This window comes from Brevundimonas sp. ALps5 (assembly GCF_058681645.1).
Map to the genome: position 1 here is coordinate 2,623,556 of NZ_CM178744.1, position 17,019 is coordinate 2,640,574.

The window sequence follows — 17,019 nt, forward strand, 5'->3', positions numbered from 1 at the left end:
TCGGGAGGTCAAATGACGCGCGCGTAATTCGCGAGGGCTACAGCGTCGCGCGGATTTCCGAGCGCAGGGCGTCGATGGACTTGAAGCCCTGATCGGTCTTGAAGCGCCAGTAGGTCCAGCCGTTGCAGGCCGGGGCGTTTTCCAGGATTGCGCCCAGTTTGTGGATCGAGCCGGTGAACTCGCCGGACACCAGCGAGCCGTCGGCGCGGACGCGGGCCTCGCGGTCGCCCTTGGGCGAATAGAGGCGGTCGCCGGGGGCCAGAAGGCCGGCCTCGACCAGGGCGCCGAAGGGCACCTTCACCTCGGCCCGCTTGGAGCCCATGACCTTCAGGTCCTCGGGCGCGGCAGGGATGACGGTCGCGATGCGGGTCTCGGCGACCCTGGCGTAGGTCTCGTCGCGCTCGATGCCGATGAATTTGCGGCCCAGACGCTTGGCGGCGGCGCCCGTGGTGCCCGTGCCGAAGAAGGGATCCAGGATCACGTCGCCCGGCTTGGTCGCGGCCAGGATCACCCGGTGCAGCAGGGCCTCGGGCTTCTGGGTCGGGTGGGCCTTCTTGCCGTCCTCGCCCTTGATCCGCTCCTCGCCGGTGCACAGCGGGAAGGTCCAGTCCGAGCGCATCTGGGTGTCTTCGTTGAAGGCCTTCAGGGCATCGTAGTTGAAGGTGTAGCGCTTCTGCTCACGCGACTTGGCGGCCCAGATCAGGGTCTCGTGTGCGTTGGTGAACCGGGTGCCCTTGAAGTTCGGCATCGGGTTGGACTTGCGCCAGATGATGTCGTTCAGGACCCAGTAGCCCATGTCCTGGATGGCGACGCCCAGGCGGAAGATGTTGTGGTAGCTGCCGATGACCCAGATCGAGCCCTCGTCCTTGAGGACCCGGCGGCACTCCTTCAGCCAGTCGCGGCAGAAGGCGTCATAGGCGGCGAAGCTGTCGAACTTGTCCCAGTCGTCGTCGACCGCGTCGACCTTGGAATTGTCCGGACGCAGCAGGTCGCCGCCCAGCTGCAGATTATAGGGCGGGTCGGCGAAGACCATATCGACCGACTTCGACGGCAGGCCGCGCAGAACCTCGAGGCAGTCGCCAAGGTGGATGATGTCGGTCTTCAGATCGGTCACGCGCACAGCTCCGGGGAGTGGAGCCGGTATGGTGAATCCTTACGGTTAAGGCCGGGTAACCGGCAGCCAGATCTCGGTGTCGCCCATGCCGGTCGCGGCGTCGTAGGCCGGGCCGTAGCGTTCGAAGTCAGGCGTGCCCGCGTTCTTCCATTCGCCGTTGGACGCCAGCCAGGCGTGGCTGGCCTCGATGGTGTCGCGGATGGTCCAGACCGGGGCGGCGTGAACGAAGACGGCGTAGTGGGCCTCAGGCACGCGCATCCGGCCGAGATCTTCCGGCAGGCCGTCGAAGGTCTCGACCTCGGCAGCGCACATATATTCGAAGCGCTGGCCCTCCGGGTCCATCTGGCAGGTGGCGCCGTAGGTGCGGCCGCCGACCTGACCGGGCAGGGGAAGGCGGGTGACGAAGTCCTTCCAGACGACGGGGATCTGGCTGGGGCCCTCGGAGAAGGCGTACCAGCGGCGCAGGCCCGCCAGAAGCATGGGGCGGCCGGTCTCGAAGCGGGATGGGGTCATGGCGCCAGACTAGGCTGCGGACTGCGACACTGGGAAGACATCGACTCCTCCGGCGACGCTGAATAGGGTCACGCCGAACGTTCCCCCGGAGTTGCCATGCGTCTGACCCTGTCCCTCGCCGCCCTGATGTCCGGCGTCGCCCTGTCCACCATGGCCGCGGCCCAGAGCGCCGAGCCCGCCTTCGACGCCGCCAAACTGTCGGAGCACATCCGGATCCTGGCCGACGACAGCTTCGAGGGCCGGGGCATCGCCACCGAGGCCGAGCCCAAGGTCATCAAATATCTGAGCGAGCAATACGCCGCCGCAGGCTTCGAGCCGGGCGGGGACCTGCAGGCCGACGGCTCGCGCCTGTGGACCCAGGCCGTGGCCCTGAACCGCTTCGAGGTCGAGGACTTCAAGGCCCAGCTGAAGGTCGGCGACTGGACCCTGCCTCTGGCCCAGGGCGAACAGATCGTCGCCTCGACCCGCCTGCCCAACGCCTCGGGCCACGTCATGCTGATGAACGCCCCGCTGGTCTTCGTCGGTTACGGCATCAAGGCGCCGGAGCGGAACTGGGACGACTTCAAGGGCATGGACCTGAAGGGCAAGATCCTCGTCGTGCTCGTCAATGACGCCGACTTCGAGGACCCGTCGCTGGACACCTTCGGCGGCAAGGCCATGACCTATTACGGCCGCTGGACGTACAAGTACGAGGAGGCCGCGCGTCAGGGGGCCGCTGGCGTTCTGATCGTGCATGAGACCGCGCCGGCCTCCTACGGCTGGGGCACCGTCCGCAACTCCTGGACCGCGCCGCAGTTCGACATCCAGCGCGCCGATCCGTCGAAGGAGCGCGTCGCCATGGAGGCCTGGATCCAGCGCGACGTCGCCGTTGAGCTGTTCCAGCACGCCGGTCTCGACTTCGAGGCCCTGAAGGTTCAGGCGCGCAGCCGCGACTTCCATCCGGTGACCCTGACCGGCGCCGGCATGGACGCCATGTTCGACCTGAAGACCGACCGGATCGAGAGCCACAACGTCGTCGCCCGCCTGCCGGGCACGACCCATCCGGACGAGACCATCCTCTACACCGCCCACTGGGATCACATCGGGGTCGGGACGCCCGACGCCAACGGCGACGCCATCTTCAACGGCGCGGTCGACAACGCCTCGGGCACCTCGGGCCTGCTGGAAATCGCCCGTGTATTCGGCGCCGCGCCCCGCACCCAGCGCTCGATCGTGGCCATCAGCTTCACCGGTGAGGAAAGCGGCCTGCTCGGCTCGGAATACTATGCGGCCAACCCCCTCTATCCGCTGGAGAAGACCGTCGGCGGCTTCAACATGGACTCGGCCAATGTCTACGGTCGCACCACGGCGATGAGCATCATCGGCTTCGGCCAGTCCGACTTCGACGAGCGCGTCACCGCGGCGGTCGAGGCGCAGGGCCGGGTCATCGAGCCCGACGCCAACACCCAGGCCGGCTACTACTTCCGCTCCGACCACTTCCCGCTGGCCAAGGAGGGCGTGCCCATGGCCTATGCCGAGAGCGGCGGAACATTCCGCGACGCCCCCGTCGAGGCCCGCATCGCCGCCCGCGACGAATACACCGCCAAACGCTACCATCAGGCCGACGACGAATGGTCCGCCGACTGGGACTATCGCGGCCAGATGGAAGACCTGACGGTCTATTACGACATCGGCCGGGCCCTGGCCGACAGTCGCGACTGGCCGCAGTGGAAGACGGGTTCGGAGTTCGGTCCGGCCCGCGCTGTCAGCGCCGCGGAACGGCAGTAGACTGCATTACAAAAATGTAAGGGGCGGTCCTGAGCGGCCGCCCTAAGGTGCGCGCGCATTTTCCACGGAGTTTCCTTGATGCTGGCCCGACTGACTTGCGGCGTCGCCGCCTCGGCGATGTTGCTTCTGGCCCTGCCGGCCTCGGCCCAGGACTTCTCGGCCCAGCGCCTGTCCGACCACATCAAGTATCTGTCCGACGACAGCCTGGAAGGCCGCTTCCCCGGCAAGATCGGCGAGCAGCTGACCCTGGCCTATCTGCAGGCCCAGTATGAGGCCATGGGCCTTCAGCCGGGCGGTCCGGACGGTCAGTGGCTGCAGCCGGTCGATCTGCTGCGCCTGACCCCGGCGCATCCGGCCACGGTCAGCTGGACCGGCGTCGACGGCGCCACCCATCCGGTCGAGAGCGGGCTGATCGTCCGCGCCGGCGCCGCCGACGGCCATGTGAAGCTGGACAATGTGCCGATCGTTTTCGCCGGCTACGGCGTCGTCGCGCCCGAGCGGAACTGGGACGACTACGGAAACATCGACCTGACGGGCAAGGTGGTGGTCGTGCTCAGCGGCCAGCCGGCCGCCTTCGGCGCCGATCCCAACTTCTACGGCTCCTCGACCCACAAGGTGAACGAGGCGATCAAGCGCGGCGCCGTCGGCGTCATCACCCTGTACGAAGTGTCCGGCGGACGCGGCATGCGCGGCGGCGGTCGTCCGCGCATGACCATCACCGGCGCCCATGAGACGGCCTTCAGTGGCACGATGACCTTGGATGTCGCCACCGCCATGGCCTCCTCCAAGGGCGAGGACTTCCAGCCGGTTCTGGCCGCCGCCAAGGCTGGCGGCGCCTTCAAGGCCGAAGACACCGGCCTGAAGCTCAGCGTCGACATCGACGAGATGGCCGAGGTCATCCACTCCCATAACCTGCTGGCCAAGATTCCCGGGACGACCCGTCCGGACGAATACCTGGTCTATTCGGCGCACTGGGACCACGTCGGCGTCGCCGCCGATCCGGACGCCAACGGCGATCGCATCTTCAACGGCGCCTGGGACAACGCCTCGGGCACCTCGGGCGTGCTGGAAATGGCCCGCGCCTTCAAGGCCGGTCCGCCGCCGGAACGCACCGTCGTCTTCCTGCACGTGACGGCCGAGGAGCAGGGCCTGCTGGGTTCGGAGTGGTACGCGACCCACCCCGTCTATCCGCTCGAAAAAACCGCGGCCGACATCAACATCGACATGCTGCCCTTCACCCCGGCGACGAAGACCATCGCCATCTTCGGCATCGGCAAGTCGGGGCTGGAGGATGATCTGGAGCGTCTGGCCCAGCGCGAAGGCCGCCACGTCGTCGGCGACGGCGAGCCCGAGCAGGGCTACTACTACCGCAGCGACCACTTCAACTTCGCGGCGGGCGGGGTCCCGGCCCTGATGCCCTGGACCGGCGTCGACTTCGTCGAGGGCGGCGAGGCCGTCGGACGGCCCTACTACCAGGCCCAGATGGCGAAATATTACCACAAGCTCGACGACGAATGGCGGCCCGACTACGACTTCACCGCCGCCCTGCAGAACCTGAAGCTGCTCTATCAGCTGGGTCAGGAAGTCGCCGATAGCACCAGCTGGCCGCAGTGGAAGCCGACCTCGGAGTTCGCCGCCATCCGGCACGAGAGCGACGCCGCCCGGCGCTAAGAGTGTTGGACCGCTGGGCGTCGCAACCGGTCGAGGACGTCGCTGACGGACTGATCCTGTTCGACGGCGTCTGCGTCTTCTGCTCGCGCTGGGCGCGGTTCGTGCTGCGGCACGACACGGCCCGGCGGTTCCGCTTCATGACGATCCAGAGCGAGGCGGGGCGAGCCCTGGCCTCGCGGCTGGGCATCGATCCGGAGGCGCCCGAGACCAATGCCGTGATCCTGAACGGCCGCGCCTGGTTCAAGTCGGACGCGGCGCTGAAGGTGCTGGGCGCCCTGCCGGCGACGCGGACGCTGGCCATCGGCCGCATCGCGCCCAAGGCCGTGCGCGATCCGCTCTACGACCTGATCGCAGGCAATCGCTACCGGATCTTCGGCCGGACTGACGTCTGCATGATCCCCGATCCCGCGGACCGCGACCGGTTCGTCACTTGACCCGCGTCCTCGTCATCGGAGCGGGCGGCGTGTTCGGCTCACGGCTGGCGAAGGGGCTGGCGCGCGACGGGTTCGAGGTCGTGGTGGCGGGACGGAGCCTCGCTCGGGCCGAGGCGACGCGGGCCGAGGTCGGGGCGGCCTCTGCTGTGGCTCTGGACACCCGCAGCCTGACCGCCGCCGACCTGACAGAGATTGGCGCGCGCATCGTCGTCGACGCGGCAGGGCCGTTCCAGGGGGCGGAGCCGCGCGTGGCGAGGGCGGCGATCGCGGCTGGCCTCCACTACGTCGATCTGGCCGATGGCCGTGATTTCGTCGCCGGCTTCGGAGCGCTGAACGACGAGGCGAAGGCGGCGGGCGTTACGGCCCTGACCGGCGCCAGCTCGACACCGGCCCTGTCCAACGCGGTGCTGGACGCCCTGACCGAAGGCTGGACCCGCATCGACGCGGTCGAGGCGGCCATCTCTCCCGGCGCCCGGGCGCCGCGCGGCCGCTCGGTGACCGAAGCCATCCTCTCCTGGCTCGGACGGCCCGTGCGGGTGTTTCAGGATGGCGGCTGGTCCGAACGCATCGGCTGGGGCTCCGTCACGACCCGCGACTTCGGCTCGGCGGGACGGCGGCGCCTGTCCTTGTGCGAGACGCCGGATCTGGACGTGCTGGCCCAGCGCTTCGGGCCGACCGACCGCGCCCTGTTCCTGGCGGGGCTCGAGCCGGGTTTCGCCCATTGGGGCGGCTGGGCCTTGGCGAGGTTGGTCGGATTGACCGGCGCCGACCCCCGAACCTTGACCGGTTTGGTGATCTTCCTTTCCCGGCTCGCCGCCCCGTTCGGAAGCGACGTCGGCGCCATGCGGGTCGAGGCGGCCGGGCGAGACCGAGAGGGCAGGGCGGTGCGCGCCGTCTGGCTGCTGATCGCCCCGCCGGGCGTTGGGCCAGTGACGCCGGGAATACCCGCGCTGACGGTGGTGAAGGCGCTCGCGGCAGGGCGGCTCAAGCCGGGCGCGCGGGCCTGCGTCGGCGAACTGCCGCTGGCCGATCTGGAAGCTGAACTGGCTGTGCACGGCATCAGGACCACGACGACGGTCGAGCCGTCCGCCCTGTTCGAACGCGCCGTCGGACCGACCTTCCAGACCCTGCCGTGCCCCATCCGCGCCCTGCACGAGACCCCGGGCCAGTCGGTCTGGCGCGGTCAGGCCTCGGTCGAGGGGGCGGCCAGTCCCGTCGCCGGCCTGATCGCCCGGGCGTTCGGCTTTCCGAAGGCGGGGCAGGGCGTTCCGGTCGAAGTCCGGATCGACGCCGACCGCGACCGCTCGATCTGGCGGCGCGAGATCGCGGGAAGCCGGTTCCAGAGCCGGCTGTCGTCTCCGAAGGCGGGTGGGCGTGTGGTCGAGAGTTTCGGCCCCTTCGCCTTCGACCTGACCCTCAGCCCCGAAGACGGGCGACTGGTTTATCGGGTCGAGGGCTGGCGGCTGCTGGGCGTTCCCATGCCGAAGGCCTGGGCGCCGACCACCGTGACCAACGAAAAAGAAGACGTCGAAGGCCGGTTCGCCTTCGACGTCGAGATCGGCCTTCCGATCGCGGGCCGGATGGTCCGCTATCGGGGCTGGCTGGAAGCGGTTTAGCGGGCCGTCGCCGTGGCGATGATGGTCTTCGCCTGATCGATGGCGGCGGCCGTGGTGACCTCGCCCGACTGGACCTTTTCGGCCAGGTCCATCAGCGGGGTCCCGGTGACGGCGCCGGTCTCGGCGACTTCCTGAACGCGGACGCCGCCGTTGGCCGCGATGGCCGCGTCCCACAGGTCGCGAACCGCCGCCCAGTAGTCCCTGGTAGCCGCCCAGTAGTCGTCGCCCGCCTTGGGGTCATAGCCGTCCCATTTGCGGTAGGTGTTGACCACGTCCTCCTGGACGACGGCGACGGGATCGCCGTCGTCGCCCCCGCCAGTGGAGGATGGGCCCGGTTGCATCTTCATATTGTCCTGGATGTGCACCCAGCCGACCGGGGTCAGGGCATGGCGGTTGGTGCCCAGATAGCGGTCGTAGACCGGGTGGCGAACCGCGTCCCGGCGCGCCAGCGGGCGCCAGGTCGGGCCGCTGGTCCAGACGGCCATGCCGTTGTCGTAGCTCCACTTGCCGACGCCGCCGTAGCGCGGGGAATCATCCGTCTGCCAGACCGTCTGGGACCAGGCGCCGGCGCGCTCCGCCTCGGGGACGTCGGACAGCTTCCACTCGCCCGGACCGGCATAGGTCAGGACGGTCGAGGGCTGGAAGGTCCAGTCCTCGCGCCAGTGCTTGACCACGATCGATTGGCCCTCGTGCTCCATCACCAGGATGTGCTGCAGGCTGATCCGGTCGCCATGGTCGTAGACGACCCGGACGATCTCATTGCCCGCCGAATCGTGCGCCTCGATCGGCGTATAGCCGGCCAGGAAGGCGACGTTCTCACGGAAGTCGAAGCGGACGCGGAACTGGCCCGCCTCCGACAGGATGGACTGCCGGTCCCGCTCGAACGCGCTGGTGGGTGCGGCTGCGGCGGGAGCCGCCGTCTGGGCAAGAGCCGCGACAGGGGCGGCGGAAGCCAGCAGGGCGGCGGCGATCATCAGGGCGCGCATCGGAACCTCTTCGGTCTTGATAGTCATTCGCATAATCTCCCGTCGCGCTTACAGACGCAAGGACAGAGAGACGCCGACGTTGCGGCCCGGCTGGGTATAGGCGTCGACCACGGCCGAGGAGGCCGCCACGCCGCGGATGTCGCTCCACCAGCCGTACTTCTCGTCAGTGACGTTGAAGACGCCGACGCGGGCCGTGACCTGTTCCGTCACGTTCCAGTAGCCGGTCAGATCGATCAGGGCGAACTCCTTGCCCGCCAGACAGCCGCTGGCCGGGGTGGCGTTGTAGCAGCTCAGGCCGTTCGTATCGGCGTTGTCCTTGTGCGCCGACCAGGTCAGCAGGCCTTCGACGCCCCAGACACCGGTCGGGGCGTTGTAGCCCAGACCCCAGACCAGCTTGACCGGATCGATGGTCGACAGCGACCGGGTCACGCCCGCATCGGTCTGGTCGCCGTCCGCCCAGGCGCCGGCGAAGCGGGCGTAGACGCCGTTGTCCCAATCCAGATTGGCGCGGGCCTCGACGCCGTGAACTTCGACCGAGGAGAAGTTCACATATTTGTAGATCAGCGGGTCCGTCGGGGTGCCGGCGCCCGAGACGACCTGCTGCGAGATGAAGTCGTCATAGTCGGACTTGAAGCCCACCAGCTGGGCGCTCAGACGGCCGTTCAGGGCGTTGATGTCGCGCAAGCGCACGCCCAGTTCGACGCTCTGGCTCGTCTCCGGATTGAGGTCCGGGTTGGGCTGGGAGGTGTAACCGAAGGCCAGGTTTGCGAAGTAGTTGTTCACCTGGCTCGGCGTCGGGGCCTTGAAGCCCTCGGCGACATTGGCGAACACCTGGAACTGCCTGGTGGCCTGCCAGACCAGACCCAGCTTGGGCGAGATGTGGCTGTCGTCCTGATCAGCGCGCGTGCCGATGTAGAGCGGATCACTGTCGGTCGACAGTTCATAGGCGTCGTACCGCACCGCCGGGATCAGGCGCAGTGCGCCGCCCGCCAGAACGATCTCGTCCTGAACATAGAGGCCGGCCAGGGTGTAGTCGGTCCTGGGGAAGGGGCTGGTCGGGAAGGTTTCGCCGGCCGGGGGCACGGTGCCGTCGCGGATGCCTTCCTGGGTCGTCCGCGACCAGTCGCCGCCGAAGGTGACGCGGTTCTCGACGCTGCCCGTGGCGAAGGTCTTGCGGGCCCAGGCCGAGGCGCCGAACACCTTGTTGTTGAACTGGTTGTCGCGGATCCGGTCGGTCAGGACGCGATCTTCATAGGTGTACTGGCGGGTCGTGGCGTCCTGGCCGTAGCCCGAGACCTGACCCTGATCCAGGCCGAAGCTGTCGGAGAAGCGCCAGTCCAGACCGATGCGCTGACGCTCGGTCTTGTCGTTGGCGGTCAGGCCCAGAACGGCCGTGGCGGCGGTCGGCGGGGTGGCGGCGACCGTGCGGGCGGTGCGGCCGCTCAGGACCTCATAGTCCGACTCGGACTGATAGCCGTCCCAGGTCAGGCGCAGGCTCTGGTTCGGGGCGAAATCCCAGACCAGCTTGGCCAGCAGGGCGTCGGACTGGTTGTCCTGCGGGTTGGCGATGGTGCGGTTGGCATAGGTGATGCCGCCCGTGGCGGTGACTTCCTCGCCGGTCGCGTCGCCGTTCGTTTCGGTCTCGGACGAGTCGCGGCGGGTATAGGCCAGCATCCCCGAGACCGCGCCCGAGCGGCCGGCGACGGCCAGGGCCTCGGTGAAGCCTTCGTCGGCGGAGTTGTAGCCGACGCGGGCGCGGGCGGTGAAGTTCCGGCCCCCGGTCAGCAGGTCTTCCGGATCCTTGGTCGTGAAGCTGACGGCGCCGGCGACGCCGTCCGAGCCGTACAGGGCCGAGGCCGGGCCGCGCAGGATCTCGACCGACTTCATCAGGTCCAGATCGGAATAGCCGCCGCGGCCGACGCTCTGGGCGCCGAAGACGAAGCCGTCGGGCTGGCGTACGCCGTCCACGACGATCAGGACGCGATCGCCGCCGAGGCCGCGGATGGTGAAGCCCTCATTGCCTGCACGGCCGGCGGTGCCGAGCGCGGCGCCGAAACGGGCCGGCTGGCTGACGACGCTGACGCCCGGCTCGTATTTCACCAGATCCTTGATGTCGGTGAACAGCAGGCGTTCGATCTCGGCGGAGGAGTAGACGCTGACGGTGGCAGGAACTTCGTCGACCGGGGTCGCGGTGCGGGTGGCGACGACGGTGACCGGCGCGACCGGGGTCGCCTGATCTTCCGGGGCGATCGGGGCGTCGGGCGCGGCGGCCTGGGCCGAACCGGCGGCGAGGGCGGCGAGCCCGGCTGTGATCATGAGGAGGTTGCGCATTTTATGGTCCCGCTTGAGAGAGGGGGCGCAATTACTGCGAACGACTATCAGAATCAACCGCAATAGCCCTGGGGTCTTTTGGGGCGCGGTGAACGGTCGCGCTTGCGGCGCGTTCGGGTGCGATGAAACGCGTCCGGATTACAGTGATCGTTGTGGGGCTGCTGGCGGGGGTCGCGGCGTGTGACCGGTCTCGGGTCAATCCGCCGACGGAGCCGGCCAAGCCCGTCACCTCGCCGGTCGTGGACCCGACGGCAGAGGCGCCGTCGGGCTCCATGGCGCCCCTGATGCCAGGGACCGGGCCGACCAGCTTCGTCGGCCGCTGGACGCCTGATCCGGTTCTGTGCGCCCAGCCGACGCGGGCCCCCCGTGTGATCGACATCACGCCGCTGCGCTTCGACGGCGGCGGCCTCGGGTGCGACATTGGCCGGATCAGCCAGGTGACCGGCGGCTATCAGGCGACCCTGTCCTGCCCGGCCGCTGTCGGGGTTCACGTCGAGCGGGTGCAGATGTCCGTGACCGGCCAGACCCTGGACATGGTCTATGTCGATCGCAGGGGCGCGGACGGCGCGCCCCGGTCGGCCAGGCTGCTGAAATGCACCACGCTTTCCGACGCCTCGAAGACGGCGCCGGGCTTCTAGCCTGAGCCGTCAGAGCCCGGATCGGGATGGGAATTCAGGGATAGAAGCCGTCCTCGGTCGGGCCCTTGCCGTCGCCGTCCGCGGACAGGGCCGCCGTCACGGCGCTCGCCGTCCGGGTCAGGACCAGTCTGTGCGACCACAGCGGCACGACCGCACGTCCGTCCTCGAAGGCTTCCCTGACCGTGAAGATCAGGGCGTCCTCATCCTTCAGCCGGGCGAAGACGCGCAGGGTGATCTCGGCGTCGGAAATCCGCTGGATCTCGAAACGAACGCCGAGAGGTTCCAGCAGGGACGTCGGCGACGGATCGATCTCGACGTCGTTGGCGGTCAGGGCCGCGACCGTACCCGTCATCTGGCTGGTGCCCAGCCAGGGGCGGCCCGTCGAGGGCCAGAAGGCCTCCCAGCCGCCGACGGCCGCGCGGCGCAGGCACATGGTGACCCGCTGCCCGTTGCCGAACACGGTCGGCCGGCCCAGAGGACCGCACCAGATTCGGGTCATGACGCGCCCGCCCACGGGAAGGACGCCGGCGAACTCGACCTGATGCAGGATCAGGCCTTCGGGCGTGGTGTCGTTGATCAGCGGGGCACGCAGATTGACCGGCTTGGGCAGGCGGGTGGTCAGGGCGTATTCCGCCTGACCCGACAAGACCACCCCACCGCGCGTCAGCTCGCCTGCGCCGATAGTCAGGACGGTGGGATCGATCTTCACGCCACCGATCACGAAGGGGGTCGGCTCGACGCCTTGACGGGCTGGGGCCGGGGTGGAGCCCTGATCGGGGGCGTCGTCGTTCGAGGCGGGATCGGCCGCGGCGGCCTCGGCCTCCAGCGCGTCCGCGCGCCGACGGAGCCCGGCCATATCGATGGGCGCCGAAACCCGTTCAGCCGTCACGGCGACGACGTCTCCGCGTCGCTCCGGCATCAGGGTCAGCTTCAGGCCGTCGAAGTTCAGTTCCGCCGCGCCGTTCCGCACTGGCAGAACCTGACGGCGCATGTCGTGGCGGTAGGGGCGGGCTTCGGCGCGAAGGCCCGGGCCTTCGATGGTCGCGTGAAGGGCCACGCCGGCATCAAGCACACGCTCGTAGATGAAGGCGAGACGGAAGGCGGACGGCGTCGTCGCCGGCTCGACCGTGACGCGCTCCGTCCGGGCGTCGGGCTCCGGGAAGGTCATGCCGCGGACCATCCACCATGCGCCGTAGCTGCCGAGGACCGGGATGCCCAGGTTTGCCTTGCCGTCCGGGGTATCGACCATGCAGACGGTCGAGCCGACCCAGCCGAACATGGTCCGCAGTTCGCCGGGGCCGCACCAGGCCTCGATCGTGTCGGCCTGATCCGCGCCGGTCGGCTTGAAGACGCGATGAACGACGGGCGCTCCGGCTGACATGCGATAGCCGGCGGTGGCGATGTCGCCGGTCAGGCGGCCTTCCTCCGCCAGACGCATGGGAACGGACAGGACCGCCTCGCCCTTGGCCGTGACCTCGCCCACGACCGGCTCGCCCGCCGGTTCCAGCCCAAGGATCAGGGCTGTCAGCTGTTCGCGGCGAAGCGCGGTCGGCGGTTCGGCCGCCGGAGCCTCGACCACCGGAGCCTCGGCCGCAGGCGGCGCCTCCTGTGCGACGGCCGCGCCCGACATCGTCAGCGCCGCCAGAAGCGGTGCGATCATCCCCCCGGATTTCATGCCGCCTCAGCTGAACAGGAAGTTCATCACGTCGCCGTCCTTGACGACATAGGACTTGCCTTCGGCGCGCAGCTTGCCGGCCTCGCGCGCCCTGGCCTCGCCGCGCAGGGCGACGAAGTCCTCATAGGCGATGGTCTCGGCGCGGATAAAGCCCTTCTCGAAATCCGTATGGATGACGCCGGCGGCCTGGGGCGCGGTGTCGCCGATATGGATGGTCCAGGCGCGCGCCTCCTTGGGGCCCACGGTGAAGTAGGACTGCAGGCCCAGCAGGGCGTAGGCCTCGCGGATCAGTCGGTTCAGACCCGGCTCGGCCAGACCCAGACCTTCCAGGAATTCCGCCTGCTCCTCGGCGTCCAGCACGGCCAGCTCGGCGTCGATCTTGGCCGAGATGACCACTGACTTGGCGTTGTCGGCGGCGGCGCGGGCGGCGACCAGATCCGACAGCTCATTGCCCTTGTCGGCCGAGCCTTCATCGACGTTGGCGACATAGAGGGCGGGCAGGGCGGTCAGCAGCTGCAGCATGTCCCAGGCCTTACGGTCTTCCTTGGACACGTCCGGAAGGGCGACGCGGGCGGGCTTGCCGGCGTTCAGCTTGGACAGGGCCAGGTCGACCAGCTTGAGGCTGAGCTGGCTGTCCTTGTCGCCGCCCTTGGCGCGCTTCTCCATCTGGACGCGGCGGCGTTCGAGGCTTTCCAGATCGGCCAGCATCAGTTCGGTTTCGATGATCTCCAGATCCGAAATCGGATCGATGCGGTTCTCGACGTGGGTGATGTCGTCATCGACGAAGCAGCGGGCGACGAAGGCCACGGCGTCGCAGTCGCGGATATTGGCCAGGAACTGGTTGCCCAGGCCTTCGCCCTTGGACGCGCCGCGCACCAGGCCGGCGATGTCCACGAAGGTGATGCGCGACGGAATGATCTCCTTGGAGCCCGCGATCTCGGCCAGGGCGTCCAGACGCGGCTCCGGCACGGCGACGTCGCCGGTGTTCGGCTCGATGGTGCAGAAGGGATAGTTTGCAGCCTGCGCCGCCGCCGTCTTGGTCAGGGCGTTGAACAGGGTGGACTTGCCGACGTTGGGCAGGCCGACGATCGCGACTTTCAGGGCCATTGTATTCCTCAGAGAAGGCGCGAGCCTTTAGACGGTTCGGGGCCGTTTGTCAGGCTCGGCCTGCAACAGAGGCTATTTAGGCTGACGCACCGGGGCCTGGACCGTCATGGCCGGAGTGTCCGAGAAGGTCAGGGTCAGGGGCACGGCCGAGCCCTCGACCAGCGGACCGGTCAGCCCGGTCAGCATCAGATGCTTGCCGCCGGGCTTGAGCTCGACCTTCTCGCCGCCCTTCAGCGGCAGGCCGCCGGCCATCTCGGACATGTTCATCATGCCGTTCGACATGGTCATGTCGTGGACCATGGCGTTGGCGGCCATCGGGGTGGCCACGCCGGTCACGGTGTTCTCGTGCGACGACTTGATGGTCAGATAGCAGGCGCCGGCCTGGGCGCCGTTGGGCGTGGGCCGGCACCAGGGATCGGTGATCTCGACCGTGGCCTTGACGCCATCCGTCTCGATCGAGGCGGTGGTCGAGTTCTTCTTGCCTTGATGGCAGGCGCCCAGGGCCAGAACGGGGGCCAGGACAAGCAGGGCGATCACGGTCGGTTTCATCGTCATTCCTCCCTAATAGGCCAGTCGAAGGCCGAGGAACAATGACCGACCGTCTCCGGGGAAAAACACCGCCGTCGAGGCGACCCGGGCGTCGGTTACGGCGCTGAAGTTCGAGACATAGCGTTCGTCGGTCAGATTGCGCAGGTCTACGAAAAGACTGACCCCCTCCGAAACGGTCCAGCCTGCGTTCAGCGAGGCCACGGCGTACGACGGCGCCTTCAGGGTGTTCTGATAATCGACCCAGCTGTCGGCCATCGACCACTCTAGCGACGGGGCGACGAACCAGCCACCTGCGGCGTTATAGCGCAGCTCGGCGCGGTACAGATGGGGCGGCACGACCGGCAGGTCGTGGTCGCCATAGACCTTGTCCCCGTCGAAGTGGAAGTCGGAGAAGCTGTAGGTCTGGCGCAGCCGGAACCGGTCGGCGAAGCGCCAGTCGAGGCCGGCCTCGATCCCCTGATGCACGGTCGGACCGGCGTTGAAGGTCGCCGCCGGAATCCCCGCCGCCGGATTGACCGCGAAGTTGAGCAGTTCGTGGTCGAGATCCGCCCGATAGATCGACACGTCCCAGGTAAAGGCGTCGCGCTTGCCGCGCAGACCCACCTCCCACGTCACCGCCTCCTGCGGGACCAGGGGCTGGAAGCCCTGGGTCGTCGGCGACAGGGCCGAGAAATTCGGCGGCTCCACCGAACGGGTGACATTGGCGTAGGCCTGTGTCCCGCCATCGGTCTGCCAGAGCAGCCCGAGGCGCGGAGCGAACCAGTCCCAGGTCTTGCCCGTGGTCAGGTTGAAGCTGGCCGCGACCCCGGGAACGGGGGGCAGGGCGTAGCTCTGATAGTCGCGCTCGGCCCGCCCGAACGAGCCGCCGGCAACCAGAGCCAGCCGGTCGGTGACGAACAGCCGCCCCTCGGCGAAGACATCGAGGCCGGTGGCGTTCTGACGGCTTTGCGCCGTATGGGCGCCGTGCGAACCGGCGAGGTTCAGCCACTGATTGGCGTCCAGATCGCCTGACCGGTACGACACGCCATAGAAGGCGTCCACCGCCTTGCCGAAGGCGCGGCCGGTCCAGTCGAGACGGCCGAAGACGCCGTAGTTGCGGCTCTGCTGATCGACGACCTGGAAGATGGGGTGGTCGAGATCTTTCCAGGTCCCATAGATTCCGCCCTCGAAGACGGTCTCCTCATTCAGCCGCCAGCGCGTCTGCAAGGTCGACCGCACCGACGCCATGTCGCGCTGATAGGCCATGGCCTTGTTGGTAGGATTGGCGGCCTTCGGCTTGGTCAGAGCGTCGGACAGGCTGACCGATCCCGGGATTTCCTGATGGACATAGCCGCCGGAGAGATAGAGCCGGACCTCGCGGTCCTCGTCGAAGCGGCGGCCGATGTTGAGGGAGCCGTACTGCTGTTGCCCGTTCGACTGGTCGCGCCAGCCGTCGGCCTTCTGGCCCGTGGCGGCGGCGAAGACGTCCCAGTCGCCGGACGTCCGGGCGACCTCGGCATGGGCGCGCAGCGTGCCATACGAGCCGCCGTCGATGCGGAAGCTGTTCTCCGCCCCCGCCGTCCGGCCCGTCGGCGTCACCAGATTGATCGCCCCGCCCAGCAGGGCCCCACCGAAGCGCAGCGCATTGCCGCCCTTGTAGACCTCCGTGTAGCGGGCGATCGACGGGTCGATCAGCTGGAAGTCGCCGAAGCCGTCGGCCTCGTTGAACGGAATGCCGTCCTGGGCCAGCAGGGTCCCGCGGTTGTGGCTGGAGTTGCCGATGCCCGATCCCCGGATCGACAGGCGGATGTCGCCGCCCCACTTCTTCTCCGCATAGACGCCCGGCACGTCGCGCAGGACGTCGGCCAGATTGGGCGCATAGCGGTCGCGATAGGCCTCGGCCGAGACCACGGCGACGGCGCCGGGCGTGCGCGACAGTCGGGCGCGGGTCTCGGCGACGACCGGCGGGTCCTCCGGATTGCGGACGGCGGTGACGATGATCTCGTCGAGCTGGGTGGCCTGGTCCTGAGCGAAGGCGGCGGCCGGGGCGAGGGCGGCGAGCAGCAGCGCACACGGCGCCGCGGTGGTCTTGAGAAGCATGAAGGTTCGAGGTCCTGAACAGGAATGAGCAGGCGCGCGAAGGATCGCGCGCGGAGGGCGTCAGTCGGGGTTCAGGCTTGGGGCGGTGCGGTCGAGGGCGGGCGCGGCGGACCGCGAGCCGGTGGCGTCAAGCGCGGCGCCTCGGCGATGAAGATCGAGGCGGGATGGGTCGTCGGAGCCGCTCTCGGAGCGACCAGCGGCGGTTGGGGCAGGGCGACCGACAGGGCCAGCAGGCAGGCGGCGCATTTGGCCCCCATCATCCCCTTGCCGGGCAGGGGCTGTCCCGTCTGGTCGACCGCGATGGTCTGGAGGCCGTCGGCCGAACAGAAGACCGGATGGTCGGGCGTCGAGGCCGCCATGGCCGCGAAAGGCATCAGGCTGCCGAACGTGATCGCGAACGTCGCGGCCAGGAAGGCCAGCGAGCGCCGGACGGACCAGTTGTCGGCCTGGGAGCGGTTCACGGTCCCCGCCTAGCCGATCCGCCTGCTCCTGCAAAGGCGACGACGCGCCGCGCCGGGAACGGGGCAGGTCGCCTCGAC

The 17,019-nt window shown here is 68.6% G+C and carries 14 protein-coding genes; 5 read left to right on the top strand and 9 right to left on the bottom strand.

The genetic code is table 11. The features are described 5' to 3' along the window. Positions 1-37 precede the first annotated feature (37 nt). Complete coding sequence (locus ACW172_RS12640; protein WP_492031794.1) at positions 38-1,114, bottom strand: site-specific DNA-methyltransferase; 1,077 nt, start codon at positions 1,112-1,114, stop codon at positions 38-40. 45 nt (positions 1,115-1,159) lie between these two features. Continuing rightward, complete coding sequence (locus ACW172_RS12645) at positions 1,160-1,627, bottom strand: GyrI-like domain-containing protein (protein ID WP_492031795.1); 468 nt, start codon at positions 1,625-1,627, stop codon at positions 1,160-1,162. Positions 1,628-1,723: 96 nt separating this feature from the next. On the opposite strand from ACW172_RS12645, the gene ACW172_RS12650 reads away from it, so the two are divergent. The 4 genes from ACW172_RS12650 to ACW172_RS12665 all read left to right on the top strand — a co-directional run bounded on the left by ACW172_RS12650 (position 1,724) and on the right by ACW172_RS12665 (position 7,115). Beyond that, positions 1,724-3,394: a M28 family metallopeptidase gene (locus ACW172_RS12650; RefSeq protein WP_492031796.1), complete on the top strand. Its 1,671-nt coding sequence runs from the start codon at positions 1,724-1,726 to the stop codon at positions 3,392-3,394. A gap of 78 nt (positions 3,395-3,472) precedes the next feature. After that, a complete protein-coding gene (locus ACW172_RS12655; RefSeq protein WP_492031797.1) occupies positions 3,473-5,065 on the top strand; it encodes a M28 family peptidase in 1,593 nt (530 codons plus the stop codon). A gap of 2 nt (positions 5,066-5,067) precedes the next feature. Beyond that, a complete protein-coding gene (locus tag ACW172_RS12660) occupies positions 5,068-5,499 on the top strand; it encodes a thiol-disulfide oxidoreductase DCC family protein (RefSeq protein ID WP_492031798.1) in 432 nt (143 codons plus the stop codon). After that, positions 5,496-7,115 carry a saccharopine dehydrogenase family protein gene (locus ACW172_RS12665; RefSeq protein ID WP_492031799.1) on the top strand — a complete coding sequence of 540 codons (1,620 nt, stop codon included), beginning with the start codon at positions 5,496-5,498 and terminating at the stop codon, positions 7,113-7,115. The genes ACW172_RS12660 and ACW172_RS12665 overlap by 4 nt, the downstream gene beginning before the upstream one ends. Here ACW172_RS12665 and ACW172_RS12670 read toward each other — a convergent pair. Further along, on the bottom strand, positions 7,112-8,128 hold the full coding sequence (locus ACW172_RS12670) for a DUF6607 family protein (protein ID WP_492031800.1): 1,017 nt from the start codon (positions 8,126-8,128) through the stop codon (positions 7,112-7,114). The genes ACW172_RS12665 and ACW172_RS12670 overlap by 4 nt on opposite strands. Before the next feature lie 21 nt (positions 8,129-8,149). Beyond that, on the bottom strand, positions 8,150-10,432 hold the full coding sequence (locus ACW172_RS12675; protein WP_492031801.1) for a TonB-dependent hemoglobin/transferrin/lactoferrin family receptor: 2,283 nt from the start codon (positions 10,430-10,432) through the stop codon (positions 8,150-8,152). A gap of 143 nt (positions 10,433-10,575) precedes the next feature. Between ACW172_RS12675 and ACW172_RS12680 the strand changes: the two genes are divergently transcribed. Then, positions 10,576-11,070 (top strand): hypothetical protein, encoded by a 495-nt coding sequence (locus ACW172_RS12680; protein WP_492031802.1) that lies wholly within the window; start codon positions 10,576-10,578, stop codon positions 11,068-11,070. Between the two features lie 34 nt (positions 11,071-11,104). On the opposite strand, the gene ACW172_RS12685 is transcribed toward ACW172_RS12680, so the two are convergent. The 5 genes from ACW172_RS12685 to ACW172_RS12705 all read right to left on the bottom strand — a co-directional run bounded on the left by ACW172_RS12685 (position 11,105) and on the right by ACW172_RS12705 (position 16,941). Then, entirely contained in the window at positions 11,105-12,730 is a 1,626-nt protein-coding gene (locus ACW172_RS12685) for a hypothetical protein (RefSeq protein WP_492031803.1), read from the bottom strand. A 21-nt stretch (positions 12,731-12,751) separates the two neighbouring features. Further along, complete coding sequence (gene ychF / locus ACW172_RS12690; protein ID WP_492031804.1) at positions 12,752-13,852, bottom strand: redox-regulated ATPase YchF; 1,101 nt, start codon at positions 13,850-13,852, stop codon at positions 12,752-12,754. 72 nt (positions 13,853-13,924) lie between these two features. Then, complete coding sequence (locus ACW172_RS12695) at positions 13,925-14,401, bottom strand: copper chaperone PCu(A)C (protein ID WP_492031805.1); 477 nt, start codon at positions 14,399-14,401, stop codon at positions 13,925-13,927. 12 nt (positions 14,402-14,413) lie between these two features. Further along, positions 14,414-16,480 (bottom strand): TonB-dependent receptor family protein, encoded by a 2,067-nt coding sequence (locus ACW172_RS12700; RefSeq protein WP_492031806.1) that lies wholly within the window; start codon positions 16,478-16,480, stop codon positions 14,414-14,416. Positions 16,481-16,551: 71 nt separating this feature from the next. Further along, on the bottom strand, positions 16,552-16,941 hold the full coding sequence (locus ACW172_RS12705) for a DUF2946 family protein (RefSeq protein ID WP_492031807.1): 390 nt from the start codon (positions 16,939-16,941) through the stop codon (positions 16,552-16,554). Positions 16,942-17,019: the final 78 nt, after the last annotated feature.

Coding starts and splice junctions, on each gene's coding strand:
- ACW172_RS12645 (WP_492031795.1), bottom strand. CDS start 1,627: ATGACCCCATCCCGCTTCGAGACCGGCCGCCCCATGCTTCTGGCGGGC.
- ACW172_RS12650 (WP_492031796.1), top strand. CDS start 1,724: ATGCGTCTGACCCTGTCCCTCGCCGCCCTGATGTCCGGCGTCGCCCTG.
- ACW172_RS12655 (WP_492031797.1), top strand. CDS start 3,473: ATGCTGGCCCGACTGACTTGCGGCGTCGCCGCCTCGGCGATGTTGCTT.
- ACW172_RS12670 (WP_492031800.1), bottom strand. CDS start 8,128: ATGACTATCAAGACCGAAGAGGTTCCGATGCGCGCCCTGATGATCGCC.
- ACW172_RS12675 (WP_492031801.1), bottom strand. CDS start 10,432: ATGCGCAACCTCCTCATGATCACAGCCGGGCTCGCCGCCCTCGCCGCC.
- ACW172_RS12685 (WP_492031803.1), bottom strand. CDS start 12,730: ATGATCGCACCGCTTCTGGCGGCGCTGACGATGTCGGGCGCGGCCGTC.
- ychF (WP_492031804.1), bottom strand. CDS start 13,852: ATGGCCCTGAAAGTCGCGATCGTCGGCCTGCCCAACGTCGGCAAGTCC.
- ACW172_RS12695 (WP_492031805.1), bottom strand. CDS start 14,401: ATGAAACCGACCGTGATCGCCCTGCTTGTCCTGGCCCCCGTTCTGGCC.
- ACW172_RS12700 (WP_492031806.1), bottom strand. CDS start 16,480: ATGCTTCTCAAGACCACCGCGGCGCCGTGTGCGCTGCTGCTCGCCGCC.